The following is a 24,576-nucleotide window of genomic DNA, read 5'->3' as shown; positions in this document are numbered from 1 at the left end:
GGAATAAGTGGGAGCAAAGATGGCCAAAACGATACTTGCAGTGGACGATTCCAGCTCATTGCGCCAGATGGTGGCGTTCAGCCTGAAAGCCGCCGGTTACCAGGTGGTGGAGGCCGTCGACGGCCAGGACGGACTGGAAAAAGCCAAGCTGCAAACCGTGGACCTGGTATTGACGGACCAGAACATGCCGCGCATGGATGGCCTGGAACTGATCAAGCTGCTGCGCGAGCTGCCGACCTACCAGAAGGTGCCCATCCTGATGCTGACGACGGAGTCGTCGGACGAGATGAAGTCGAAGGGACGTGCCGCCGGCGCCAATGGCTGGCTGGTCAAGCCGTTCGATCCGCAACGCCTGATCGAAGTGGTCAAGAAGGTGATCGGCTGATGCCAGCCGCGCAGTGCAATGATGCAATTGACGGAGTCACCCTATGACCATCGATATTAGCCAGTTTTTTCAGGTCTTTTTCGATGAGGCCGAAGAACTGCTGGCTGAAAAAGAACGGCTGCTGCTGGCCGTCGATATTGCGGCGCCCGACGCCGAAGACCTGAACGCCATTTTCCGTACCGCTCATTCGATCAAGGGCGGCGCATCGACGTTCGGCCTCTCCGACATGAGCGAGGTGACGCACATCCTCGAGTCGCTGCTCGACCGCATCCGCCAGGGCCAGATGGCCCTGACGGCGGAACACGTCGACGCCTTCTTGGCGGCCAAGGATATCCTCAAGATGCAGCTCGACGGCCATCGCCTCGGCAGCGCCGTCGACCAGGATGCCGTGGCCAATGTGCGCATGATGCTGCAGTCGTTTTCGCATGACGTGCCCGTGGCTGCGCTCACGCCCGTCGCACCAGCCTTCCATACGGCGGAAAAGGCGGCCGTCAGCCATGCCGGCGGCCATCGCATCCGCCTGGAACTGCCAGCCATGGAGCCGCGCGAAGTCGATGCGCTGGCGGCCGAACTGGGCTTGCTGGGCGACGTCGCCGTGTCCGCCTTGCCCGACGCGCGCAAGGTGCTGGAAGTGACGACGCATGAAAGCCTGGACGATATCCTGGCCATCTGCTCGTTCGTGCTCAATCCGGACGACATGGTGATCACGCAGGCGCCGCCGCTGGCGCCAGGCGAAGCGGAAGCGGCCCGCGCGGCGCAGGAAAAGGCGCAGGGCTACGGTTTCTTCGACCCGCTGCCAGGCGCGCCTGCGGCGCAGGGCGCGACGGACCCCGGCTATGGCTTCTTCCAGCCGCTCGAGGACATCCGCGCCGCCGCCGGCGTGCAGAGTGACGCCGAACAGGGCTATGGTTTCTTCCAGCCCCTCGAACAGATACGCGCCGACGCGGCCAAGGCGGGCAACGCCAGCGCTGCCGCCGCGCCTGCCGTGGCCAGCGCCGTGGCCGAAGCGGAGCAGGAAAAGAAACCGGCCAAGAAAGAAGGCGACAAGGCCGGCGCCGAATCGTCGTCGATCCGCGTCTCGATCGAAAAAGTCGACCAGCTGATCAACCTGGTGGGCGAACTGGTGATCACGCAGGCGATGATCGAGCAGCGCGCCAGCGCGCTCGACCCGATGCTGCATGAAAAGCTGCTCGACAGCGTCAGCCACCTGACGCGCAATACGCGCGACTTGCAGGAAGCGGTGATGTCGATCCGCATGATGCCGATGGATTTCGTCTTTTCGCGCTTCCCGCGCATGGTGCGCGACCTGGCCACCAAGTTGGGCAAGAAGGTCGATTTCATCACCAATGGCGCCGCCACGGAACTGGACAAGGGCCTCATCGAGCGCATCGTCGATCCGCTCACGCACCTGGTGCGCAACAGCATCGACCATGGCGTGGAAATGCCGGCCGCCCGCGTGGCCGCCGGCAAGACCGAGGCCGGCCGGCTGTTCCTCTCGGCCAGCCACCAGGGTGGCAACATCATCATCGAAGTATCCGATGACGGCGCGGGCTTGAACCGCGAGCGCATCCTGGCCAAGGCCGCGCAGCAGGGCCTGGACGTATCCGAGACGATGAGCGACGCCGACGTGTGGCAGCTGATTTTCGCGCCCGGCTTTTCCACCGCCGAAGCCGTTACCGACGTGTCGGGCCGCGGCGTGGGCATGGATGTCGTCAAGCGCAATATCAGCGCCATGGGCGGCGTCGTCGACATCCGTTCCGCGAAAGGTTTCGGCACGACGATTTCCATCTCGCTGCCGCTGACACTGGCCATCCTGGACGGCATGTCGATCCGCGTGGGCGACGAAGTGTATATTTTACCGCTGGGCTTTGTCATCGAATCGCTGCAGCCAGCCGTTGAAGACATCAAGGACATCAGTGGCAAAGGGCAGGTGGTGAAAGTGCGCGGCGAATACCTGCCATTGATCCCGCTGTACCAGATGTTCGACATCGCGCCGCGCTTTACCAGCCCGTCGGAAGGCATCTGCGTGATCCTCGAGACGGAAGGGCGCAAGGCGGCCCTGTTTGTCGACGACCTGGTGGGGCAGCAGCAAGTCGTGGTGAAAAACCTCGAATCGAATTACCGCAAGGTGGTGGGCATTTCCGGCGCCACCATCCTGGGCGATGGCGGCGTGTCGCTGATTCTCGATGTCGCCGCCCTGATCCGTTCCTCGCGCCAGCTGGCCGACGAGTCCATTTTTTCGTAATACCGATAGATAAAGATAGGAAAACCCACCATGTCAGATACTCAACAAACATCCGGAAGCAATGCGGGCGACGGCAAGGACATCGCCGGCCGTGAATTCCTGGCCTTCACCCTGGGCTCCGAAGAGTACGGCATCGATATTCTGAAGGTCCAGGAAATCCGTGGTTACGAAGCGGTCACCCGCATCGCCAACGCGCCTGAATTCATCAAGGGCGTGATCAACCTGCGCGGCATCATCATTCCCGTGGTCGACATGCGCATCAAGTTCAACCTGGGCACGCCCGTGTACGACCAGTTCACGGTGGTGATCATCCTGAACATCGGCGGCCGTATCGTGGGCATGGTGGTCGACAGCGTTTCCGACGTCACCACCCTGACGCCGGAGCAGGTGAAACCGGCGCCGGAAATGGGCACCGCCTTCTCGACCGACTACATGATCGGCCTGGGCACCATCGACGAGCGCATGCTGATCCTGGTCGACATCGACAAGCTGATGTCGAGCAGCGAGATGGGCCTGATCGACAAGCTGGCGGCGTAAGCCTCCGCATGGCAGCAAGGCGGCGCCCGGTGCGCCGCCGTTTTAGCACGCAAAGAATCACTACAGATATGCATGTACCGGCGCGAGCAGTATTGAGAGGCGCGCCGGCAGGCTGCAAGGTCCGACAGAGACCAGGCCACAACACGGCGCCGTCCGGTTGAACGGGCGCCGTTCACATAAATATTGGAGACTGTAATGAGTTTGCGCGATTTCAAGATAGGCACCCGGCTGGGGATAGGTTTTGGCAGCATCCTCGCCATCCTGGTGGTGGTGATCGTTTCGGCGAATGCACTGAATTACCGTAACAAGGCCCAGTTGCTCACGGGCCTGGAGCTGGCAAGCGAAAAGAATACGCAGGCGTCGCTGATGAAAAGCGCGATGCTGGAAACCGGTATCGCCATGCGCAATATCGGCCTGCAGGGCGATGTGGCCCTGATGCAGGCGGAAGAGGGCAAGGTGCGCGCGCAGCGCAAGCTGTACGACGGCGCGCGCGGCAAGCTGGCCACCCTGGGCCTGTCCGATGGCGAGAAGGCGCTGCTGGCCAATATCGCCAAGGTCGACGGCGAAGTCGATGCCGCCTTCAAGGAAGCGATGGGGCAGGTGCTGGCGTTTAACAGCGAGGGCGCGGCGAAGGTGATCGCCACCCGCATCGATCCCTTGAACAAGACGACCCTGGCCGATATCAACAAGCTGCTCGACTTGCAGCACGTGGCGCAGCAAAGCTTCATGGACGACTCGCTGGCGGCCGATGCGCGCCTGATGACGGTACTGTTCATCCTGGGCGGCGCGGCGGTGGCGATCGGCGCCTGGTGCGCCATCTTCATCACGCGCTCGATCACGGTGCCATTGTCCGGCGCCCTGGCCGTGGCGCAGAAGGTGGCGGCCGGCGAACTGACGTCGCGCGTGGTGGTCGAAGGCAAGGATGAAACGAGCGCGCTGCAGCAGGCATTGAAGGACATGAACGAGAGCCTGGTGCAGACCGTCAGCGACGTGCGCAAGGGCACGGAAACGATCACCGTGGCGTCGCGCGAGATCGCCAGCGGCAATGCGGACCTGTCGGCGCGCACGGAAACGCAGGCCAGTTCGCTCGAAGAGACGGCGTCGTCGATGGAAGAGCTGACGTCGACCGTGAAGCAGAACGCGGACAACGCGCGCCAGGCCAACCAGCTGGCCGTGTCGGCATCGTCGGTGGCGGAGCAGGGCGGCAAGGTGGTGGCGCAAGTGGTCGATACGATGGGTTCCATCAAGGACAGCTCGCGCAAGATCGTCGACATCATCGGCGTCATCGACGGCATTGCGTTCCAGACGAATATCCTGGCGTTGAATGCGGCCGTCGAAGCGGCGCGCGCAGGCGAGCAGGGACGCGGTTTTGCGGTGGTGGCGTCGGAAGTGCGCAATCTGGCGCAACGATCGGCTGGCGCAGCCAAGGAAATCAAGGGCCTGATCGGCGACTCGGTCGACAAGGTCGATGCGGGCAGCCGCCTGGTGGACGAGGCGGGGCAAACCATGGGCCTGATCGTCACGTCGATCCGGCAGGTGGCCGACATCATGGGCGAGATCACGGCGGCAACGCAGGAACAGAGCCACGGCATCGAGGAAGTGAACCAGGCCATCGCGCAGATGGACCAGATGACGCAGCAAAATGCGGCGCTGGTCGAGGAAGCGGCGGCGGCGGCCGAAAGCATGCAGGAGCAGGCGCAGAATCTGGGCGCCGCCGTCAGCATTTTCAAGCTCGACGGCGAGAGCGCGGCGCAGGCGGCCATGCCCGCGCCCGCGTCAATAGTCAAGGCGGCGGCACGGCCGGCGCCGAATGTGGCGGCAACGACACGGCGGTTGGCAAAGACGGTGCAAGCCGGCTCGCCACCGCCCGCGAAAAAGCTGGCGGCGGCCGGCGGCGACGATTGGGAAGAGTTCTGACGGCAACCCGGTCCCGCTAGTTATACTTGCAAAGGCATTGGTCAGAGTAGTCATAGAGAGGTAAAAAACAAATGCCGCAAACTAAAACGGATTCGGTCAAGGAATTTGATTTCACTGGCAAGGACTTCGAACGGGTCCGCGCCATGATTTACAAGCGGGCCGGCATCGCGCTGGCCGACAGCAAGCAGGAAATGGTCTACAGCCGCCTGGCCAGGCGATTGCGCGCGACCGGCATCTCCTCGTTCGTTCGCTACCTGGACGACCTGGAAGCGGGCCGCATGGGCGACGAGTGGGAGGCGTTCACGAATGCGCTGACGACCAACCTGACGTCGTTCTTCCGCGAGGCGCATCACTTCCCGCTGCTGGCTGAGCACGTGAAAAAGCTGAACGGGCCGATCACCATCTGGTGTTCGGCCAGTTCCACCGGCGAGGAGCCGTATTCGATCGCCATGACGGTGTGCGAGGCATTCAATACGCTCACGCCGCCCGTCACCATCATCGCCACGGACATCGACACGAACGTGCTGGCCACGGCCGCCAATGGCGTCTACAACCTGGACCGGCTCGACAAGATGCCGGCCGACCGTGCGCGGCGCTTTTTCTTGCGCGGCAAGGGCGACCGCGAAGGACAGGTGCGGGTGCGCCCGGAACTGCGCCAGATGATCACCTTCAAGCCGCTCAACCTGCTGGCCGACGGCTGGCCATTGACGGGGCAGTTCGACGTCATCTTTTGCCGCAACGTGATGATTTATTTTGACAAGGCGACGCAGCGCAAGATCCTGTCGCGCTTTGTGCCATTGATGAAGCCGGATGCCCTGCTGTTTGCGGGCCATTCGGAGAATTTTCTGTACGTGTCGGATTCATTGAAGCTGCGCGGTAAAACAGTCTATGAGCTCGACCAGCCCCGGGGCACCGCGCCCAAGGCACCGTCGCATCGTACATGAGAGTGAAATATGAGCCTGGAATCCAAAGAGCAATTCGCCACTAACGTCTATTACGACAGGACGTTCAACTGTGACGCCGCCAAGATCTTGCCTGGTGAGTACTACTTTACCAACAAGGATATGCTGATCGTCACCGTGCTCGGCTCCTGCGTCTCGGCCTGCATCCGCGACCGCGTCACGGGCCTGGGCGGCATGAACCATTTCATGCTGCCCGATGGCGGCAGCGATCCGAACAGCCCGATTTCCGCGTCGATGCGCTATGGCACCTACGCCATGGAAATCCTGATCAATGATTTGCTGAAGGCGGGCGCGCGGCGCGAGAACATGGAAGCGAAAGTGTTCGGCGGCGGCGCCGTGCTGCGCGGCTTCACGGCGATCAACGTCGGCGAACGCAATGCGGCCTTCGTCATCAACTACCTGAAAGCGGAAAAGATGCGCGTGGTCGCGGAAGACCTGAACGACATCCACCCGCGCAAGGTGTACTTCTTCCCCCGCAGCGGCAAGGTGCTGGTGAAAAAACTGATGCAGACGCATAACGACACTTTGGTGCGCCGCGAACTCGATTACGCCAGCCGCCTCAAGGTCGCGCCGGTGGGCGGCGAAGTCGAACTGTTCTGACAAACACCAGGCCAAACCTGCTGCGCGTCGCGCTGTGCGGCTTGCGGCGGTTTGTCCGGTGTACTAATTTAATAAAGAATACGGGCCGCAAGGCCTGGAAGGATAACTATGAAGATCAAGGTATTGATCGTGGATGACTCGGCGCTGATCCGCAGCGTCATGACGGAAATCGTAAACAGCCAGCCCGACATGGAAGTGGTGGGCGCGGCGCCCGATCCGCTGGTGGCGCGCGAGATGATCAAACAGACCAACCCCGACGTGCTGACCCTCGACGTCGAGATGCCGAAGATGGATGGCCTGGATTTCCTGGAAAAGCTGATGCGCTTGCGCCCGATGCCGGTATTGATGGTGTCGTCCTTGACCGAGCGCGGTTCGGAAATCACCATGCGCGCGCTGGAACTGGGCGCCGTCGATTTCGTCACCAAGCCGAAGATTTCCATCCAGAGCGGCATGCGCGAGTACACGGACATGATCGCCGACAAGATCCGCGCCGCCTCGAAGGCGCGCATCCGCGCGCGCACCCTGCCGTCGGCCGGCGACAAGGTGGCCGCGCCGTTGCCGGCCCTGCGCAGCCCGCTGACGTCGAGCGAAAAGCTGATCATCGTGGGCGCCTCGACGGGCGGCACCGAAGCGATCCGCGAATTCCTCATGCAGATGCCGTCCGATTGCCCCGGCATCCTGATCACGCAGCACATGCCGGAAGGCTTTACGCGCTCGTTCGCGCGCCGCCTCGATTCGCTGTGCAAGATTTCGGTGCAGGAAGCGGCAGGCGGCGAACGCGTGCTGCCCGGCCACGCCTACATCGCGCCCGGCCATTCGCACCTGACCCTGACGCGCAGCGGCGCCAACTACATGACCAAGATCGACCAGGGCGAACCGGTGAACCGCCACCGCCCGTCCGTCGATGTGCTGTTCCGTTCGGCCGCGCAATCGGCCGGTAAAAATGCCGTCGGCGTGATCCTCACCGGCATGGGCAAGGATGGCGCACAAGGCATGTTGGAGATGAAGGCCGCAGGAGCGTATAATTTTGCGCAGGATGAAGCCAGTTGCGTGGTGTTCGGCATGCCGCGCGAGGCGATCGCCGTCGGTGCTACGCATGAGGTCGGCGCTCTGACGGCGCTGCCTGGCATGGTGTTGGGACACCTGGCCGCGCATGGCATGCGTGCTTTGCGCGTGTAAGCCACGTTTTATATGATCTGAGGCAAGTTTGTTCGCCTAAAAGCAACGAAAATGCTATCCTACAACTTGCTGCCGTAGTGTCGACCATAATGTCGGCATTCATGTCGATATTATTAACAAACCGCTACAGAAACAACGGAGTTATTCATGGCTGATCCAAAGATGAAATTTTTAGTCGTTGACGATTTTTCGACGATGCGCCGCATTGTCCGGAATCTGTTGAAGGAACTGGGTTATGCCAACGTCGATGAGGCGGAAGACGGCGTGATGGGCCTGGCCAAGCTGCGCGCGGAATCGTATGATTTCGTCGTTTCGGACTGGAACATGCCAAACATGGATGGCCTGACGATGCTGCAGCATATCCGCGCCGATCCCGCACTGGCCAAGCTGCCCGTGCTGATGGTCACCGCCGAAGCGAAAAAAGAAAACATCATCGCCGCCGCGCAAGCTGGCGCCAGCGGTTATGTCGTCAAGCCGTTCACGGCCGCGACCCTCGATGAAAAGCTGAACAAGATTTTCGAGAAGCTGGAAAAAGCCGGCGCCTGATCACGGCTTGATACCAATCAGGAAAAACGCTGCCCGTGCAAACCGGCAGCGTTTTTTTTCGTCAACTTGCGTCTTGCTTACACCAGGCCGCCATTCGCGCGCAGGGTTTGCCCGTTGATCCAGCGGCCATCCGGCCCTGCCAAAAAGGCCACGGCGGCGGCGATGTCGTCCGGCGTGCCCAGGCGTTCCAGGGGCGCCATCTTGCCCATGCGTTCGATGGTTTCTTGCGTCTTGCCGTTCAGGAATAGCGCCGTGGCCGTGGGTCCGGGGGCCACGGCGTTGACCGTGATGTTCTTGCCGCGCAACTCCTTGGCGAAGATATTCGTCATCGTCTCGATGGCCGCCTTGGTGGCGCCGTAAATGGAGTAGCCGGGCAGGGCCAGGCCAATCACGCTGGTCGAGAAGTTGACCACGCTGCCGCCGTGGCGCAAACGCGTCGCCGCCTGGCGCATGGTGTTGAAGCTGCCCTTGACGTTGATGGCGAACAGGCTGTCGAAGGTGGCGTCGTCCGTGTCGGCCAGGGCAGGCAGTGCGGGCGGCATGATGCCGGCATTGTTGACCAGCACGTCGACGCCGCCGTAGGCCGACTCGGCCGCATCGAACAGCGCTTGCACGTCGCTTGCCTCGGCCACGTTGGCCTTGACGGCGATGGCGGCGCCCCCGTCGGCCACGATGGCCGCCACCAGTTGCTCCGCCTCCACGTTAGCGCTGGCGTAATTGACGACGACCTGCATGCCGTCGCGCGCCAGGCGGCGGGCGATGGCCGCGCCGATGCCGCGCGAAGCGCCCGTGACGATGGCGACCTTGGCGGGGCTGGATGTTATGTTCATGGCTGTTCTCCTGTCGTGGTGGGAAGCCCGCATGCTGTCGCTGCGAACCAGTGCAGCCATTGTGATCTTTATCGACATGTGGATAAAGATGGCATTGATAGTTACAGCGTGCAAATTAGATCAACAATGGCTGCTGGCTTGTCCGGTATGCGCAGGCCAGATCACGGTGCCTGCAAGTAATTGCGCACAGGAATGAAATATTTCCTAAAGTTAACTTTACACGTCAAATAATTTGGCCCATGATCGCTGCAGTATTCCACCTTTGTCCCCGACCCCGACAAGAAGGAGCGCACGATGCGCCGAGCACCCGTATTATTTTTCGCCCTGAGCACGGCCCTGTTGGCGGCCTGTGGCGTGAGCCTTGAACAAACCGCCGTGGCGCCTGTCGCGTCTGTCGAGATGCAGGAGCCGGCCGTGCAGCCGCCTGCCGAAGCGGATGGCCGGCATGCCTATCTGCACCGCGTGGGTGGCCAGGATTATGTCAGCCTGAGCCAGAATGGCCCCGAGGGCGGCTTGCCTATCCTCACGGGCACGCAGCGCCATGCGCGCGCCATCCGCCTGCTGGCAGCCGATCCGGCCCAGGTACGGGCCATCCTGCGCAGCTTGCGGCTGCCCGCGAACCAGCGCAAGCTGTGGGCGGGAGAGGAAATCGTGCTCGATGCGGCCAGCTACGACATGCTGCAAGCAGCACGCGGCAGCAACAAGCCGCTGTTTGCCGAACTCAAGCTGGTAGGGATGGAGAAGTAAAGGATGAAGAAGTAAAAAAAGAAACGGGGCCGAATGGCCCCGTTGTGACTGCGCTTAGATTTCCAGATTGTCGATCAATCTGGTCTGCCCCAGCTTGGCGGCGGCCAGCACCACCAGCGGTTCGCCGGCGGCCAGTTCGGCGGCGCTAGGCGCTTGCAGGTCGGCGCGCTTGCGCACGGCGATGTAGTCCGATTTCCAGCCCCGGCTGTTCAACAGCTGCATGCTGGCCTGTTCCAGTTCGCCGACGGCCAGGTTGCCCTTGCGCACTTCTTCGGCCACGAAATTAAGTCCCTTGAACAGCTCCGGCGCTTCCGCGCGTTCGCTTTCCGACAGATACATATTGCGCGACGATAAGGCCAGGCCATCGTCCGCGCGGTAGGTTTCGGCGGCGATGATTTCCGTCGGCAGCGCGAACTGGCGCGCCATGTTGCGGATGATCATCAGCTGCTGGTAATCCTTCTTGCCGAACACGGCTACGCGCGGACCCACGCACGAGAACAGCTTGGTGACGACCGTGCATACGCCTTCGAAGAAGCCGGGGCGGAACTCGCCTTCCAGCGTATTGCCCAGGTCATCGGGCGGGCGCACGCGGTATTCCTGCGGTTCCGGGTACAGTTCCTTTTCCGTCGGCGCGAACAGCACGTACACGCCTTCCTTTTCCAGCTTGGCGATGTCGGCCGCCATGGTGCGCGGATATTTTTCGAAGTCTTCGTTCGGGCCGAATTGCAGGCGGTTCACGAAGATCGAGGCGACGACGGGGTCGCCATGCTTGCGCGCCAAACGCATCAGCGACAGGTGGCCTTCGTGCAGGTTGCCCATGGTGGGGACGAACGCCGTGCGCAGCTGTCCGCTGAGCTGGTCGCGCAATTCTTCGATGTCGGAAATAATTTTCATGGATTGCTTTCGCTAAAACCCCGTTGTACGGTGGTCAGTGACAAAGGGAAGGGGTCAGGCGGGCGAATAGGCCAGCCGGACGTAGATGGGGGCAAACGGTTCTGCCTGCGTGATTTCGATCAGGGTTTCCTTGGCCAGTTCCAGCAGGGCCACGAAGTTGACCACCACCACGGGCACGCCGCCGGCAATGTCGAACAGCTCGCTGAACTCGACAAAGCGCGACGATTGCAAGTGGCGCAGGATGCTCGACATGTGCTCGCGCACGGACAGTTCCTGGCGGCTGATGCGGTGATGTTGGGTTAGCTTGGCCCGCTTCAGCACGTCGAGCCACGCCTGCTGCAAGTCCACCGGTTCCACGTCGGGCCAGGTGGGCGTCAGGCTTTGCTCGATGAAAATCTGCGTGCGCACGAAATCGCGCTCGAACTGCGGGATGGCGTTCAGGTCGTAGGCGGCCAGCTTGATCTGCTCGTACTCGAGCAGGCGGCGCACCAGTTCGGCACGGGGATCGCCACCATCTTCCTCGACGTCGCTTTTGCGCGAAGGCAAGAGCATGCGCGACTTGATCTCGATCAGCATGGCGGCCATCAACAGATACTCGGCCGCCAGTTCTAGGTTGCGCACGCGGATCTGGTCGACATATTTCAGATACTGCAGGGTCACCTGCGCCATCGGAATATCGAGAATGTTGAAGTTTTGCTTGCGGATCAGGTAGAGCAGCAAGTCGAGCGGGCCTTCGAAGGCTTCGAGGAAGATTTCCAGCGCGTCCGGCGGAATGTACAAATCCGTCGGCATGCGCATCATCGGCTCGCCATACAGGCGGGCGATGCCCAGCGGGTCGACGGCGGGTGCCGCGTCCGTTACTGCCGTGGCGGATGCTGCAGGGTCGCCGCTGCCGTCGCCGTCAGCGACAGGTTGGGGCGACTCGATGACTGCGCCGGCGCCGGAAGCGTCGGCTTCCGGCGTGACTGCAGACTCTTCAGGCAACATCGTGCCGGTTCCAGATCTTAGTTCTTGTTCTGGTAAACGTAAGCCTGTTGCTTGACGGCCGACGCCAGCTGGCGTTCCTGCTCATCGATGCTGACGGCCGGCTTGTCCCACAGCAGGGCGCGGCCCGCTTGCTGGCCCACTTCCATACCAGGGTTTTTGGCCTTCAGTTCGGCGATGAACAAGGTGTGGTCGGATACGTAGTTGTTGTGTTTTGCAGGCAGTTTCATATTCTCTTCTGAGTGTCTTATGGGTAAGGTCAGCCGGCCGTATTTTACCGCGCCGTGCGGTTTGGCGGGTTGTTGTATCGGCAAGTCCGGGGCGAAATTGCTAAAAATCAATAACGCAGCAAACGCCGCATCACCATCGGCGCCGGTTCGGCGGGGTTGGCGTGCGAATATTCCAGTTCTTCGGCCAGGTCGAATTCGAAGGCCGCATAAAAATCGATCAGCTTGCGCTGGTCGCGCCGTACGGCCAGGCGCAATTCCTCCGCCTGACACGACAGGCCGTGGTGAATGATGGCTTCCAGCAAATGCTGCGAAACGTGGCTGCCCCGGTAGGCGGGCAGCACACCCATGCGTGAAATCTTCCAGATGGCGGGATCGCTGTCGAGCGGCATCCAGCGCAGCGAACCGGCTGGAATGTCGTCGATCAGCAACAGAAAACCGCCGCCGTGGCGCAATTGCTCTTCCACTTGCTGCGCCGTCTCGTGGTGCCCACTGGACGAGGCTGCCACCTTGCCGGCCCACGCGGCGCGGGTCAGTTCGGCCATCAGCTGTGCATCGGCATTTGTTGCTTCGCGCACCACGATATTCATCATCGGTCCTTGTGGGGCTTAGCGGATGCGCATGCCAGGTTCGGCGCCCGGCCACGGATTCAGGATGTAGATGCCTGGATTCGCCTTCTCGTCGGCGCTGGATGCCGCCATGACCATGCCTTCGGAAATGCCGAACTTCATCTTGCGCGGCGCCAGGTTGGCCACCAGCACCGTCAGCTTGCCGATCAGTTCTTCCGGCTGGTACGCCGAGCGGATGCCCGAGAATACATTGCGCAGGCGGCCTTCGCCCGCATCCAGGGTCAGGCGCAGCAGCTTGTCGGAGCCGTCGACCAGTTCGCAGTTGACGATTTTTGCGATGCGCAGGTCGACCTTGAGGAAGTCGTCGATTTTGATCTCGGGCGCCAGTTCTTCGATGGCGGCAGCGGCAACGGCTGGAGCGGCGGCGTCATTCGCGGCGTCGCCGGCTGGCGCGGCAATGGCGGCGGCCGCTTGCGGCGCGTCGAACAGTGCTTCGATCATCTTTGCATCCATGCGCGTCATCAAGTGGCTGTAGGCGCCGATGGTGCGGCCCAGCATGCTGTTCGAGACGGCGTCGCCGAACACCTGCGTGTCGGCCCAAGTAAACTCGGCGTCGTTGAGGAACGATGCCACGTTCTTCGCCACGCCCGGCAGCACCGGCGACAGCAAAATCGTCAACTGGCGGAACAGGATCAGGGCCGTCGTGCACACGTCGTGCAGTTCGGTTGTTTTTTCCGCATCCTTGGCCAGGATCCATGGCTTGTTTTCATCGACATACTGGTTGGTGATGTCGGCGATTTCCATGATCTCGCGCAAGGCCTTGCCGAATTCGCGGTTTTCGAAGTGCGCGGCGATGCTGGCCTGGCGCTCGACGATGACGCCGTTGACGTCCACCGTCAGGGCGCGGTTGATCCAGCTTTGCGCGCCTTCCGACAGCGTCGACGCCAGCTTGCCGTCGAAACGCTTGGCGATGAAGCCGGCGCAGCGGCTGGCGATGTTCACGTACTTGCCGATCAGGTCGCTGTTCACGCGGGCGACAAAATCTTCGCCGTTGAAGTCCAGGTCTTCCACTTTCGAGTTCAGCTTGAAGGCGATGTAGTAGCGCAGCCATTCCGGGTTCATGCCCAGGTCCAGGTAGCGCAGCGGCGAAATGCCCGTGCCGCGCGATTTCGACATCTTTTCGTTGTTGACCGTCAGGAAGCCGTGCACATTGACTTTCAGTTTGTCGATCACCGGGTGATTGGCGAACTTCAGCATGGCGGGCCAGAACAGCAAGTGGAAGGAAACGATGTCCTTGCCGATGAAGTGGATCTGTTCCGTCGACGGGTCATTCAGGAAGGCGTCGAAATCGATGCCTTTCTTGTCGCAATAGTTTTTCAGGCTGGCCAGGTAACCGACGGGCGCATCCATCCACACATAGAAGAATTTACCCGGCGCATCGGGAATCGGGATGCCGAAGTAGGGCGCGTCGCGCGAGATATCCCAGTCGGCCAGCTTTTCGCCCGCTTCGCCCAGCCATTCGCTGACCTTGTTGACCATTTCCGGCTGCAAGCGGCCTGGGGTGTTGAGCCAATCCTTGAGGAATTCGAAGCAGCGCGGGTCGGACAGCTTGAAGAAATACTGTTCCGACGGCTTCATCACGGGCGTCGCGTTGGTAAAGACCGAGAACGGGTTGACCAGGTCGGTCGGCTGGTAGGCGGCGCCGCACACTTCGCAATTGTCGCCGTACTGGTTCTTGGCGCCGCATTTCGGGCATTCGCCCTTGATGTTGCGGTCGGCCAGGAACATGCCCTTGACCGGGTCGAAGAAACGGTCGACGGTTTTCGTGACGATCAGGCCCGTATCGCGCAACTTGCGGTAGATCGATTGCGACAGGTCGACGTTTTCAGGCGAGTCGGTCGAATACCAGTTGTCGAAGGCGATATGGAAGCCATCGAGGTATTGGGCGCGGCCGGCGGCGATGTTGGCGACGAATTGCTGCGGCGTGATACCTTCCTTTTCGGCGGCGATCATGATGGGCGTGCCATGCGTATCGTCGGCGCCCACAAAGTGCACTTCACGGCCGGCTGCGCCATCGCGTTGCATTCGCTGGAACCGGACCCAGATATCGGCCTGGATGTATTCCATGATGTGGCCAATGTGAAAAGCGGCGTTTGCGTAAGGCAGGGCAGTGGTGACGAACAGCTTGCGAGTCATGATTGATGCACTTTTGGGATGGATAATAGGACATTTTAACAGCGGAAACGCAATATGAGCAGATGCAGCGCCGGCAAGTGATGCTTTTGCCTCCATCGCGCATGGCGATTTTGCGCTAGACTGCGCGTATTGCATACGGAGATAGTCATGAGCATCACAGTAGAAGACGTCAAGGCCGCACTGGCCCAGGTTATTGATCCAAATACACATAAAGATTTCGTTTCCAGTAAAACCGTCAAGAATCTGAAGGTCGACGGTGATGATATTTCCCTCGACATCGAGCTGGGCTACCCCGCCAAGAGCCAGATCGACCTGATCCGCAAATCCGTGCTGGCCGCCTTGCGCGTGCTGCCGGGCGTGGGCAACGTCAGCGTCGGCGTGTCGTCGAAAATCATTTCGCACACGGTGCAGCGCGGCTTGAAGCCGATGAGCAACGTGAAAAACATCATTGCCGTCGCTTCCGGCAAGGGCGGTGTTGGTAAATCGACCACGGCCGTCAACCTGGCCCTGGCCCTGGCGGCCGAAGGCGCCACCGTTGGCATGCTCGACGCCGATATCTACGGCCCGTCGCAGCCGATGATGCTGGGCATCAGCGGCCAGCCGAAGACCTTGGACGGCAAGAGCATGGAGCCGATGGAAAACCACGGCTTGCAGGTGTCGTCGATCGGCTTCATGATCGATCCGGACGAGCCGATGGTGTGGCGCGGCCCGATGGTCACGCAAGCCTTGCAGCAATTGCTGGACCAGACCAACTGGCGCGACCTCGATTATTTGATCGTCGACATGCCGCCAGGCACGGGCGACATCCAGCTGACCCTGTCGCAGAAAGTGCCCGTCACGGGCGCCGTCATCGTCACGACGCCGCAGGACATCGCGCTGCTGGACGCGCGCAAGGGCCTCAAAATGTTCGAGAAAGTCGGCATTCCTATCCTGGGCGTGGTGGAAAACATGAGCACGCACATCTGCTCGAACTGCGGCCATGCGGAAGAAATCTTCGGCGCCGGCGGCGGCGCGAAGATGTGCGCCGACTTCGGCGTGGAATTTCTCGGCGCCTTGCCGCTGACCATGGCGATCCGCCAGCAGACGGATTCGGGCACGCCCACCGTCGTGGCCGAGCCGGAAGGCCCCGTCGCCGTGATCTACAAGCAGATCGCCCGCACCATCGCGATCAAGGTGGCGGAAAAGGCGAAGGATATGACGAGCAAGTTCCCAAGCATCGTCATCAAGAACGACTAATTGTTGGGCTTGGCGCTCCCATGCGCCATGGTCAGCAGGAATATGGTTTCATGCAGTCCGTGTTGTTATTAAACAAGAGGAGACACCATGCAATTGAACACCGTATTCCTGCGCCAGGCCGCAGCAGTGATTGCCGGCAGCTTGCTGGCCGCCAGCGCGTTTGCGCAATCCGTTTCCTTCGTCGAGCCAGCCGATGGCGCGACAGTGACCAGTCCTTTCAAGGTCAAGTTTGCCGTCAGCGGCATGGCCGTCAAGCCGGCCGGCGACATGACGGCCAAGACGGGCCACCACCATCTGCTCATCAATACGGGGCCGATGAAGGCGGGCGAGATGATACCCATGGATGACAAGCATTTGCACTTCGGCAAAGGGCAAACGGAAACGGACGTTACCTTGCCGCCGGGCCAGTACACCCTGACCATGCAGTTCGCCAATGGCGCGCACCAGTCGTATGGGCCGGAGTTGAGCAAAAGCATCAAGGTGACGGTCAAGTAAGCCAGGCATAGTCATCTGTTTCGGTAAAGGCCGGGTTCCAGCGATGGAGCCTGGCCTTTTTCTTGTTATTGCTTCTGTCATCAGTGCGTCATATAGTCGGCGTATGCTGCCCGGTGGCCTAACTTTTGATGAGCGGATATGACGAAACATTTCTCCCTTTCCCGGCAACTGGCGCAGGCGCTGCTGCTGGCCGCTGGCGTGGCGGCGTGCCAGGCGCATGCGGCCAAGGCGCTTCCTGTTGTTGCTGCTGTTGCCTCTGCGGCGCAGCCCAAGCTGGTCGTCGTGCTGGTAGTGGACGGCTTGCCGCAAGAGCAGGTGACGCGCTACCGCGACCAGTTCGGCCAGGGCGGTTTCCGCCGCCTGCTGGAGCAGGGCGCGTGGTTCAGCGATGCGCACCAGGCGCATGGCATCACGGTTACCGCCATCGGCCACTCGGCGGTGCTGTCGGGCGCCTACCCTTACCAGCATGGCGTGATCGGCAATAACTGGATAGATCCCGTCACGAAAAAATCCGTGTACTGCACCGAGGATGGCAATTTCCATTACATCGGCGAAGACACGCAACCCGACGACGGTACGGCGCCGACCAGGCTGCGCGTGAGCACACTGGGCGATGAGTTGCGCTATTCGACGGGTGACAAGGCCAAGGTCGTCACCGTGTCGGGCAAGGACCGCGGCGCCATCCTGCTGGCCGGGAAAACGGGCACGGCGTATATGTACATGGAAAAGACGGGTAACTTCGCCAGCAGCACCTACTATATGCAGCAGCACCCGCAATGGGTGCAGCGCTACCAGGCGGCCAAGCCGCAGGACCGTTATTACGGCAAGAGCTGGACGCCGCTGCTGGCCGATTCCGCCTATGCGCGCGACGCCCGTGATGATCTTGTGGCGGTCAAGCCGGGCACGCGCAACACCTTCCCGTTCGCCTATTACAGCGACAGCGGCAAGCTCGATGGCGAGTATTACAGCCGCCTGAAGTCCGGCCCCTTCCTCGACGAGCTGACCCTGGAATTCGCCCGCGCCGCCATCGATGGCGAAAACCTGGGCCGCAATCCGGCCGGCGTGCCCGATATCCTCGGCGTGAGCCTGTCCGCGCACGACTATGTGAACCATGCCTACGGCCCGGAAAGCAAGATGTCGCACGACCACCTGCAGCGCCTGGACCGCATGCTGGCCGGCTTCTTTCTCGACCTCGATAAAAAAGTCGGCATGGACAATGTGCTGGTGGTGTTGACGGCCGACCATGGCTTTGCCAACGTGCCGGAATTTGCCGAAACGCGCGGCTTCTCCGCCAAGCGCATCGACGGCGCCAAACTGGTCGATGCCTTGAACCTGCATCTGGCCGCCACCCTGGGCATCGACAAGCTGGTGACGGCGTCGTCGCTGCCGAATATCTACCTCGATTACGCGTTGGCGGAAAAGAGCGGCGTCCATCGTGCCGCCCTGGAAGACGCGGCGGCCCGCTTCCTGCTGCAGCAGGACGGCCTGGCGCAAGTCTACACGCGCACGCAGATGGAAACGGGAGCCGTCGCCACGCGCATGGACACCCTGATGCGCCGCGCCTGGAACCGCCAGCTGTCGGGCGACCTGATGGTCGTTACAAAACCGGCCTGGTACTTCGGCAAGGGCAGTGGCGGTACTTCGCATGGCACGCCGTACACGTATGACACCAACGTGCCGCTGATGGTCTTCGGCCCCCGCTGGATCAAGCCGGGCGCCTATGGCCAGTACGCGGAAGTGGTCGACATCGCGCCTACGCTCGCCCATTTGCTGCGCATACGCCAGCCGTCGGCGTCGGAAGGGCGGATTTTGGCGGAAGCGGTGCGCTAACGATTTTGGCCTGTGGTGTTGTCGGCTTACGCGCTGCGCGCTAAGCCGACCTACGATGACTAACCAGACCTACGCGGTTTGCGTGTCGGCGTCGCCACCAACACGACCGGCGTTGGCCTTGCGACGAGCGTAGGTCGGATTAGCGGGGCAAGCCCCGCGTAATCCGACAACAACGTTGGCAAAACCGCTTACAACAACCAGTCGATAGGCAGCACCGACAGAATCGCCACGCCCATGCGCTTCCACACGCTGGTGCCTGGTTCCGTGTCGTAGCGCGTGGTGGCGCCGCTGGCGTCGCGGGCGAGCCAGTACAGCGCGCCGTCGTCGCCCAGCATGACCTGATAGGCGCGCTGCGGGATCGTGGTGCGCATGGCTAGCCCCAGCTGGCTGGCCAGCGCGGGGCTGTCGATGACGAGGCCCATTTCCGTATTCAGCTCGATCGAGCGCGGGTCGAAGTTGAACGAGCCGACAAAGATGCGCTGGTCGTCGACGGCAAAGGTCTTCGCATGCAGGCTCGATGCGGAACTGCCGAAGCGGCCCGTCTGTTCGCGCGCATCGCCCGCTTCCCACGAGCGGCGCGATTCGTACAGCAGCACGCCCGCTTCCAGCAAGGGTTTGCGCCATTTCGCATAACCGGCATGCACGGCCGCCACGTCGGTCGCTTCCAGCGCATTCGTCAGGATGCGCACGCCCACGCCCTTTTTCGCCAGGTCGGCAAAGGCTTGCGTGCCCGATTTGCCGGGCACGAAATACGGCGACACCAGGTCCACTTCCTTTTCCGGCACGCCGAGCAGGTTTTGCAGGTTTTCCGCCACGCCCGTGCCGGGCCTGGCCTTGTCCAGCACCTTGGCCGGGTCGTCGCTGACCATGCGCGTCCTGGCCCATTCGAAGGGCAGGGTGCGTTCCATCATCTGCTTGACGAAGGGCGAGGTGCGCAGCGCCTGCACGTATTCCTCGGCCGCCTTGGTGTCGTCGATGCGGTCCGCTTCGGCGGCGATGGTGGCCGCGTCGCCATCGACAGGGCTGGTCAGCAGCAGCCTGGCCGGGTAGGCCGAGGCGCTGTTCCAGTAGCGGTCGAAATCGTGCGAGACATCGCCGACGACGGGGCCGATGGCCAGCACGTCCAGGTCGGCAAACAGCACGTCGCCGGCCGCGCCAAAATATTCGTCGCCCACATTGCGCCCGCCAACGATGGTGGCCTGGTTGTCGGCCGTGAACGATTTGTTGTGCATGCGCCGGTTGAGACGGGAAAAATCCGTGGCAAAGGCCAGCGCGCGCGGCGCGCGGGGAATAAAGGGATTGAACAGGCGGATTTCCAGATTCTGCTGCTTGCCCAGCATCGTCAATGTCTGGTCCAGGCCGGCCGTGTTGTTATCGTCGAGCAGCAGGCGCACGCGCACGCCCCGTTCTGCCGCCTGGCGCAAGGCGTCGAACAGCAGGGTGCCCGTGATGTCCTTGTGCCAGATGTAGTACTGCACGTCCAGGCTGCGCTGGGCCGCGGCGGCCAGCAGGGCGCGCGCGGCAAACGCGTCGCGCCCGTCGACCAGCGGGTAAATGCCGGACACGCCCGGATGCTGCGCCACCATGGGCGCAATGGCCGTGGCCAGTTGGGTATGTGCCGTATCGGCGATGACATTTGAGGGGATGCGGCTTTCCAGCGAGGGCAGTGAAGCGCAGCCGGCGAGGACGGCGGACAGCAGCAGGGGCAGCAGCAGCCGGCTGGCGCTGCGTGAGGGTAGTGCGGGAACGGGCATGGAGGGCTTTCATCGAGTTGCCCCGATGTTAGCAGATGCGCATGCCCGCACGCGGGCGCGGTTTTAGAGTTGTTCCAGTGCGATCAGCTCGGCCACCGTCTGGCGGCGGCGGATCAAGCGGGATTGCTCGCCATCGACCAGGTATTCGGCCGCATGGGGGCGGCTGTTGTAGTTCGACGACATCGACGCGCCATACGCGCCCGCGCCTTCGAAGACCACGTAGTCGCCCACCTGTGCTGCAGGGAGCAAACGGGTTTCCACCACGCCGCCATCGCGCTGGGTAAAGACGTCGCCCGATTCGCACAGGGGGCCGCCAACGACCGTGGCGCATGCGGGGCTAGCGTCCAGGGCACGGCCGTCATGCGCGATCACCGACATTTCATGGTAGCTGCCGTACATGGCGGGGCGCATCAGTTCATTGAAGCCCGTGTCGAGCAGGGTGAAATGGTTGCCGCCCATCTGCTTGGTGGCGCGCACTTCGGCTACCAGCAGGCCCGCGTCGGCCACGAGGAAGCGGCCCGGTTCGATTTCCAGGTGCACGGGATGGCCCAGGTGCGCCTCGATCTGCTTGCGCGCCGCATCCCACAGCTGGAAGTAGTGGTCCGTGTCGACGGGCTGCTCGCCTTCGCGGTAAGGCACGGACAAGCCGCCGCCCGTGGAAATGGCTTCGATGTCGTGTCCCATGTTCTTGACCAGGTCGACCATGGTGCCGCAGACGGTTTCCAGGTGGCTGTAGTCGACGCCCGAGCCGATGTGCATGTGCAGGCCTACCAGGTGCAGGCCATGCGCGCGGATGACGGCCAGCGCCTCCGGCAGTTCTTCGTGCCAGATACCGTGCTTGCTGTTTTCGCCGCCCGTGTTGGTCTTGTTGCTGTGGCCATGGCCATAGCCGGGATTGATGCGCAGCCAGACGCGGTGGCCGGGTGACACGGGGCCCAGCTGGCGCAGCATGTCGACGGAGCCGCAATTGACTTCAATTTTTTCTGCCGCCACGCGCGCCAGGGTGGCGCGGTCGAACAGGTCGCAGGTAAACACCACGCCGGCGGCGCCGTTGGTTTGCGCCGGCGTGAAGCCCGCCTGCAGCGCGCGCTCGATTTCGCCCAGCGAGACGGCGTCCACATGCACGCCCGCTTCGCGCATCAATGTGAGCAGGTGGATGTTCGAATTGGCCTTTTGCGCGAAACGCACCGTGTCGAACTGCGACAGTTGGGCCACGCGCGCGCGGATGGTGGCCGCGTCGTACACCCACAATGGCGTGCCGTGTTCCTGGGCGAGTTGGGCGAGGGTGGCGTCTGGCACTGGTTTCATGGTGGATGTCTTTGTCATGTTGTGGGGTGGTGTCGGATTACGCGCCTTGCGCTAATCCGACCTACGATGTTGGCCATGATGCGGGTTTTCTTTGTAAACATAAAATATCCATTTAAGCTGACCTTATTCATTTATGATATGGACATGACTATCTCCTTGCGCCATATCGAGGTCTTTCGCGCCATCATGACGACGGGCAGCGTGACGGCGGCCGCCGCCATGCTGCATACGTCGCAGCCCACCGTCAGCCGCGAGCTGGCGCGCCTCGAGCATTTGACGGGCTTGACCCTGTTCGAGCGCGAGCGGGGGCGGCTGCGTCCGACGGCGCAGGCGCTGCAGCTGTTCGAGGAAGTGCAGCGCGCGTATTTCGGCCTGGAGCGCATCGTCAGCACGGCGGCGGCCCTGCGCCAGTTCGACCAGGGGCAGTTGTCAATCGCCTGCCTGCCCGTGTTTTCCCAGTCCTTGCTGCCGCAGGCGTGCAAGCGTTTCGTCGCCGACTTTCCCAAGGTGAGCATCAGCATCACGCCGCAGGAGTCGCCGCTGCTGGAGGAGTGGCTGTCCGCGCAGCGCCACGATATTGGCCTGACGGAAGTGGGCAACGCCCCGCCGGGCACCGCGCTCGCCACCCTGATGTCCGTCGATGAAGTGTGCGTGCTGCCCGATGGCCATCCATTGGCAGGCAAGATGACCTTGGCGCCGGCGGACTTCGCGGGCCAGCCTTTCATCAGCCTGGCCGCCGTCGACCCGTATCGCCAGCAGATCGATGCCATCTTCGCGCAGGCCGGCGTGGAGCGGCGCATGGCGCTCGATACGCACAGCGCCGCTTCCGTCTGCGCCATGGTGCGCGAAGGCGTGGGTCTGGCCATCGTCAATCCGCTCACGGCCCTCGATTATGCGGGGCAGGGCTTGCAGATCCGCCGCTTTGCCGTGTCCTTGCCGTTCACCGTGAATCTGGTCAAGCCTTTGCACCGGCCCTTGTCGCAACTGGTGGCCCTGTTCGAGCAGGCGCTGCATGCCCAGGCGGAGGAAGTGAAAAGGCGCTTGCTGCAGCTGTGACGGCGCTTGTGGAGCGGCGGCGGTCAACAGAGTAAAATGGCGTTTTACTTATTCAAGCCTGATTACTTCGATGACCACAACCGCTACTCCCGTCCGTACCCGTTTTGCTCCCAGCCCGACCGGCTATCTGCACCTGGGCGGCGCCCGCACCGCTTTATACAGCTGGGCGTATGCCCGTCACTTCGGCGGCACCTTCGTGCTGCGCATCGAAGACACGGACGTGGAGCGCTCCACGCCGGAAGCTGTGCAAGCCATCATCGAAGGCATGAAGTGGCTGGGCCTGGACCACGACGAAGGCCCGTTCTACCAGATGCAGCGCATGGACCGCTACCGTGAAGTGGTGGCGCAGATGCTGGCCGAAGGCACTGCATACCACTGCTATTCGTCGCCGGAAGAAGTCGAAGCGATGCGCGAACGCATGCGCGCCGCCGGAGAAAAGCCGCGCTACGACGGCACCTGGCGTCCGGAACCGGGCAAGACCCTGCCGGCAGTGCCAGCGGATCGCAAGCCCGTCGTGCGTTTCAAGAATCCGCTCGATGGCGACGTGAGCTGGGACGACGTGGTCAAGGGCACGATCACGATTTCGAACCGCGAACTGGACGACCTGGTGATCGCCCGCCCGGACGGCACGCCGACGTACAACTTCTGCGTGGCCGTCGATGACTGGGACATGCAGATTACCCACGTGATCCGCGGCGACGACCACGTCAACAACACCCCGCGCCAGATCAACATCCTGCGCGCCATCGGCGCACCGCTGCCGCTGTACGGCCACCTGCCGATGATCTTGGGTGCGGATGGCGAGAAGCTGTCGAAGCGCCACGGCGCCGTCAGCGTGATGGATTATCCGGCGCAGGGCTTCCTGCCGGAAGCGATGCTGAACTACCTGGCGCGCCTGGGTTGGAGCCATGGCGACGATGAAGTGTTCTCGACCGAGCAGTTCTGCGAGTGGTTTAACCTGAACCACCTGTCCAAGTCCGCCGCCCAGTTCAACAATGAAAAACTGGCCTGGCTGAACAACCACTATATCAAGCAGGCCGACAACAGCCGCCTGGCCGACCTGGCGCGTCCGCAAATGGTCGCCGCCGGCGCCGTCTTCGAAGGCGCGCCGGACCTTGCACAAGTGCTGGGCATGATGAAAGAGCGCGCCAACACGGTCAATGAACTGGCTGCCGCGTCGATGCTGTTCTTCCGCGAGCCGCAGCCGGAAGCGGAACTGGTGGCGCAGCACATCACGGATGCCATCAAGCCCGTGCTGGCGCAGTTTGCCGAGCGCATCGCCACGGTGGAGTGGAGCAAGGAAGCCGTGGCCGCCATGATCAAGGAAGTGCTGGCCGCCAACACCATCAAGATGCCGCTGCTGGCCATGCCTTTGCGTTTGATCTTGACGGGCCAGCTGCAGACGCCTGCCATCGACCAGGTAGTGGTGATCTTCGGCCGCGACACCGTGCTGGCGCGCCTGGCAAAGTGGCTGTAATCGCCGCTCTTAAATACGCGTAAAAATACGGCGCGGAAACCGCCCCTATGAAAAGTTGCTCATAGACGAAAAAGGGTATTTGCAGAGTGAAACTTCTTTGCTATACTCTTGTTTCTGCACCAACGGGGGTATAGCTCAGCTGGGAGAGCGCTTGCATGGCATGCAAGAGGTCAGCGGTTCGATCCCGCTTACCTCCACCAGCAGCAAAATCGCAGTCAGGTTTTGTTAGTCGTTGAAGTGGTGCAGATGTTGTTTGGAAGTTCCGCGGTCCCCATCGTCTAGAGGCCTAGGACATCACCCTTTCACGGTGAGTACAGGGGTTCGAATCCCCTTGGGGACGCCAGGTAGTTGTGGTATAGTAGTGGCAGTTGTTTGTACTGATTGTTGTAAGTTCAGGCCCGTAAAAAGCGGAATCTGAATGGAAAGCAAGTAGTGGAACAAAGTCGCCAAGTGCGGCTTTTATTATTTCTGCGCCCGGGGGGTATAGCTCAGCTGGGAGAGCGCTTGCATGGCATGCAAGAGGTCAGCGGTTCGATCCCGCTTACCTCCACCAACAGCGCAGAGGTAAAGCGGCAAGCTGTAGAAGTAAAAATGTAGTACCG

At 61.9% G+C, this 24,576-nt stretch carries 23 protein-coding genes and 3 tRNA genes; 18 read left to right on the top strand and 8 right to left on the bottom strand.

Features of this window, described 5'->3' with window-relative positions:
- The first annotated feature begins 19 nt into the window (after positions 1 to 19).
- From VM94_RS18415 to cheY, 8 genes are all read left to right on the top strand, one after another.
- A complete protein-coding gene (locus tag VM94_RS18415) occupies positions 20 to 385 on the top strand; it encodes a response regulator (RefSeq protein WP_034758362.1) in 366 nt (121 codons plus the stop codon).
- Positions 386 to 428: 43 nt separating this feature from the next.
- On the top strand, positions 429 to 2,630 hold the full coding sequence (gene cheA, locus VM94_RS18410) for a chemotaxis protein CheA (protein WP_046684786.1): 2,202 nt from the start codon (positions 429 to 431) through the stop codon (positions 2,628 to 2,630).
- Between the two features lie 30 nt (positions 2,631 to 2,660).
- A complete protein-coding gene (locus VM94_RS18405) occupies positions 2,661 to 3,167 on the top strand; it encodes a chemotaxis protein CheW (RefSeq protein ID WP_034758356.1) in 507 nt (168 codons plus the stop codon).
- 195 nt (positions 3,168 to 3,362) lie between these two features.
- Positions 3,363 to 5,084, top strand: a complete 1,722-nt coding sequence (locus VM94_RS18400) for a methyl-accepting chemotaxis protein (protein ID WP_046684785.1) — start codon at positions 3,363 to 3,365, stop codon at positions 5,082 to 5,084.
- 71 nt (positions 5,085 to 5,155) lie between these two features.
- Positions 5,156 to 6,028 carry a CheR family methyltransferase gene (locus tag VM94_RS18395; protein ID WP_046684784.1) on the top strand — a complete coding sequence of 291 codons (873 nt, stop codon included), beginning with the start codon at positions 5,156 to 5,158 and terminating at the stop codon, positions 6,026 to 6,028.
- A gap of 9 nt (positions 6,029 to 6,037) precedes the next feature.
- Entirely contained in the window at positions 6,038 to 6,646 is a 609-nt protein-coding gene (gene cheD / locus VM94_RS18390) for a chemoreceptor glutamine deamidase CheD (protein WP_034758343.1), read from the top strand.
- A gap of 108 nt (positions 6,647 to 6,754) precedes the next feature.
- Positions 6,755 to 7,825 carry a protein-glutamate methylesterase/protein-glutamine glutaminase gene (locus tag VM94_RS18385; RefSeq protein WP_035826603.1) on the top strand — a complete coding sequence of 357 codons (1,071 nt, stop codon included), beginning with the start codon at positions 6,755 to 6,757 and terminating at the stop codon, positions 7,823 to 7,825.
- A 147-nt stretch (positions 7,826 to 7,972) separates the two neighbouring features.
- A complete protein-coding gene (cheY, locus tag VM94_RS18380) occupies positions 7,973 to 8,371 on the top strand; it encodes a chemotaxis response regulator CheY (RefSeq protein WP_010396677.1) in 399 nt (132 codons plus the stop codon).
- A 77-nt stretch (positions 8,372 to 8,448) separates the two neighbouring features.
- Here cheY and VM94_RS18375 read toward each other — a convergent pair whose 3' ends face one another.
- A complete protein-coding gene (locus VM94_RS18375; RefSeq protein WP_235432951.1) occupies positions 8,449 to 9,201 on the bottom strand; it encodes an SDR family oxidoreductase in 753 nt (250 codons plus the stop codon).
- Here VM94_RS18375 and VM94_RS28750 point away from each other — a divergent pair.
- Both VM94_RS28750 and VM94_RS18370 read left to right on the top strand, forming a co-directional pair.
- A complete protein-coding gene (locus VM94_RS28750) occupies positions 9,200 to 9,397 on the top strand; it encodes a hypothetical protein (RefSeq protein ID WP_185982176.1) in 198 nt (65 codons plus the stop codon). The genes VM94_RS18375 and VM94_RS28750 overlap by 2 nt on opposite strands.
- Before the next feature lie 98 nt (positions 9,398 to 9,495).
- On the top strand, positions 9,496 to 9,948 hold the full coding sequence (locus VM94_RS18370) for a hypothetical protein (RefSeq protein ID WP_046684783.1): 453 nt from the start codon (positions 9,496 to 9,498) through the stop codon (positions 9,946 to 9,948).
- Positions 9,949 to 10,002: 54 nt separating this feature from the next.
- Here VM94_RS18370 and panC read toward each other — a convergent pair whose 3' ends face one another.
- The 5 genes from panC to metG form a co-directional block, all read right to left on the bottom strand.
- Positions 10,003 to 10,842 carry a pantoate--beta-alanine ligase gene (gene panC / locus VM94_RS18365; protein ID WP_046684782.1) on the bottom strand — a complete coding sequence of 280 codons (840 nt, stop codon included), beginning with the start codon at positions 10,840 to 10,842 and terminating at the stop codon, positions 10,003 to 10,005.
- A gap of 54 nt (positions 10,843 to 10,896) precedes the next feature.
- Positions 10,897 to 11,829, bottom strand: coding sequence for a segregation and condensation protein A (locus VM94_RS18360; RefSeq protein WP_046684781.1), 933 nt, complete (start codon positions 11,827 to 11,829; stop codon positions 10,897 to 10,899).
- A gap of 17 nt (positions 11,830 to 11,846) precedes the next feature.
- On the bottom strand, positions 11,847 to 12,056 hold the full coding sequence (locus VM94_RS18355; RefSeq protein ID WP_046684780.1) for a DUF3460 family protein: 210 nt from the start codon (positions 12,054 to 12,056) through the stop codon (positions 11,847 to 11,849).
- Positions 12,057 to 12,163: 107 nt separating this feature from the next.
- A complete protein-coding gene (locus VM94_RS18350; protein WP_034778216.1) occupies positions 12,164 to 12,643 on the bottom strand; it encodes a GNAT family N-acetyltransferase in 480 nt (159 codons plus the stop codon).
- An 18-nt stretch (positions 12,644 to 12,661) separates the two neighbouring features.
- Positions 12,662 to 14,818, bottom strand: a complete 2,157-nt coding sequence (metG, locus tag VM94_RS18345; RefSeq protein ID WP_046684779.1) for a methionine--tRNA ligase — start codon at positions 14,816 to 14,818, stop codon at positions 12,662 to 12,664.
- A 147-nt stretch (positions 14,819 to 14,965) separates the two neighbouring features.
- Here metG and apbC point away from each other — a divergent pair, with 147 nt between their 5' ends.
- The 3 genes from apbC to VM94_RS18330 all read left to right on the top strand — a co-directional run bounded on the left by apbC (position 14,966) and on the right by VM94_RS18330 (position 18,379).
- Positions 14,966 to 16,054, top strand: a complete 1,089-nt coding sequence (gene apbC / locus VM94_RS18340) for an iron-sulfur cluster carrier protein ApbC (RefSeq protein WP_034758315.1) — start codon at positions 14,966 to 14,968, stop codon at positions 16,052 to 16,054.
- 87 nt (positions 16,055 to 16,141) lie between these two features.
- Positions 16,142 to 16,549, top strand: coding sequence for a DUF4399 domain-containing protein (locus VM94_RS18335; protein ID WP_046684778.1), 408 nt, complete (start codon positions 16,142 to 16,144; stop codon positions 16,547 to 16,549).
- A gap of 138 nt (positions 16,550 to 16,687) precedes the next feature.
- Positions 16,688 to 18,379, top strand: a complete 1,692-nt coding sequence (locus tag VM94_RS18330) for an alkaline phosphatase family protein (protein WP_046684777.1) — start codon at positions 16,688 to 16,690, stop codon at positions 18,377 to 18,379.
- A gap of 188 nt (positions 18,380 to 18,567) precedes the next feature.
- Here the strand turns inward: VM94_RS18330 and VM94_RS18325 are convergent, their stop codons facing one another.
- Both VM94_RS18325 and lysA read right to left on the bottom strand, forming a co-directional pair.
- On the bottom strand, positions 18,568 to 20,133 hold the full coding sequence (locus VM94_RS18325; RefSeq protein ID WP_046684776.1) for a phospholipase D family protein: 1,566 nt from the start codon (positions 20,131 to 20,133) through the stop codon (positions 18,568 to 18,570).
- Between the two features lie 63 nt (positions 20,134 to 20,196).
- Entirely contained in the window at positions 20,197 to 21,441 is a 1,245-nt protein-coding gene (lysA, locus tag VM94_RS18320) for a diaminopimelate decarboxylase (protein WP_046684775.1), read from the bottom strand.
- 144 nt (positions 21,442 to 21,585) lie between these two features.
- Here lysA and VM94_RS18315 point away from each other — a divergent pair, with 144 nt between their 5' ends.
- From VM94_RS18315 to VM94_RS18295, 5 genes are all read left to right on the top strand, one after another.
- Complete coding sequence (locus VM94_RS18315; RefSeq protein ID WP_046684828.1) at positions 21,586 to 22,497, top strand: LysR family transcriptional regulator; 912 nt, start codon at positions 21,586 to 21,588, stop codon at positions 22,495 to 22,497.
- A 70-nt stretch (positions 22,498 to 22,567) separates the two neighbouring features.
- Positions 22,568 to 23,974, top strand: coding sequence for a glutamate--tRNA ligase (gene gltX / locus VM94_RS18310; protein ID WP_046684774.1), 1,407 nt, complete (start codon positions 22,568 to 22,570; stop codon positions 23,972 to 23,974).
- A gap of 124 nt (positions 23,975 to 24,098) precedes the next feature.
- A tRNA-Ala gene (locus VM94_RS18305) sits at positions 24,099 to 24,174 on the top strand.
- A gap of 67 nt (positions 24,175 to 24,241) precedes the next feature.
- Positions 24,242 to 24,317 (top strand) — tRNA-Glu (locus VM94_RS18300).
- 134 nt (positions 24,318 to 24,451) lie between these two features.
- Positions 24,452 to 24,527, top strand: a tRNA-Ala gene (locus VM94_RS18295).
- Positions 24,528 to 24,576 lie beyond the last annotated feature (49 nt).

Source organism: Janthinobacterium sp. KBS0711, from assembly GCF_000988085.1.
GTDB lineage: Bacteria > Pseudomonadota > Gammaproteobacteria > Burkholderiales > Burkholderiaceae_D > Janthinobacterium > Janthinobacterium lividum_E.
This window is presented reverse-complemented; position numbering and strand designations above follow the sequence as displayed.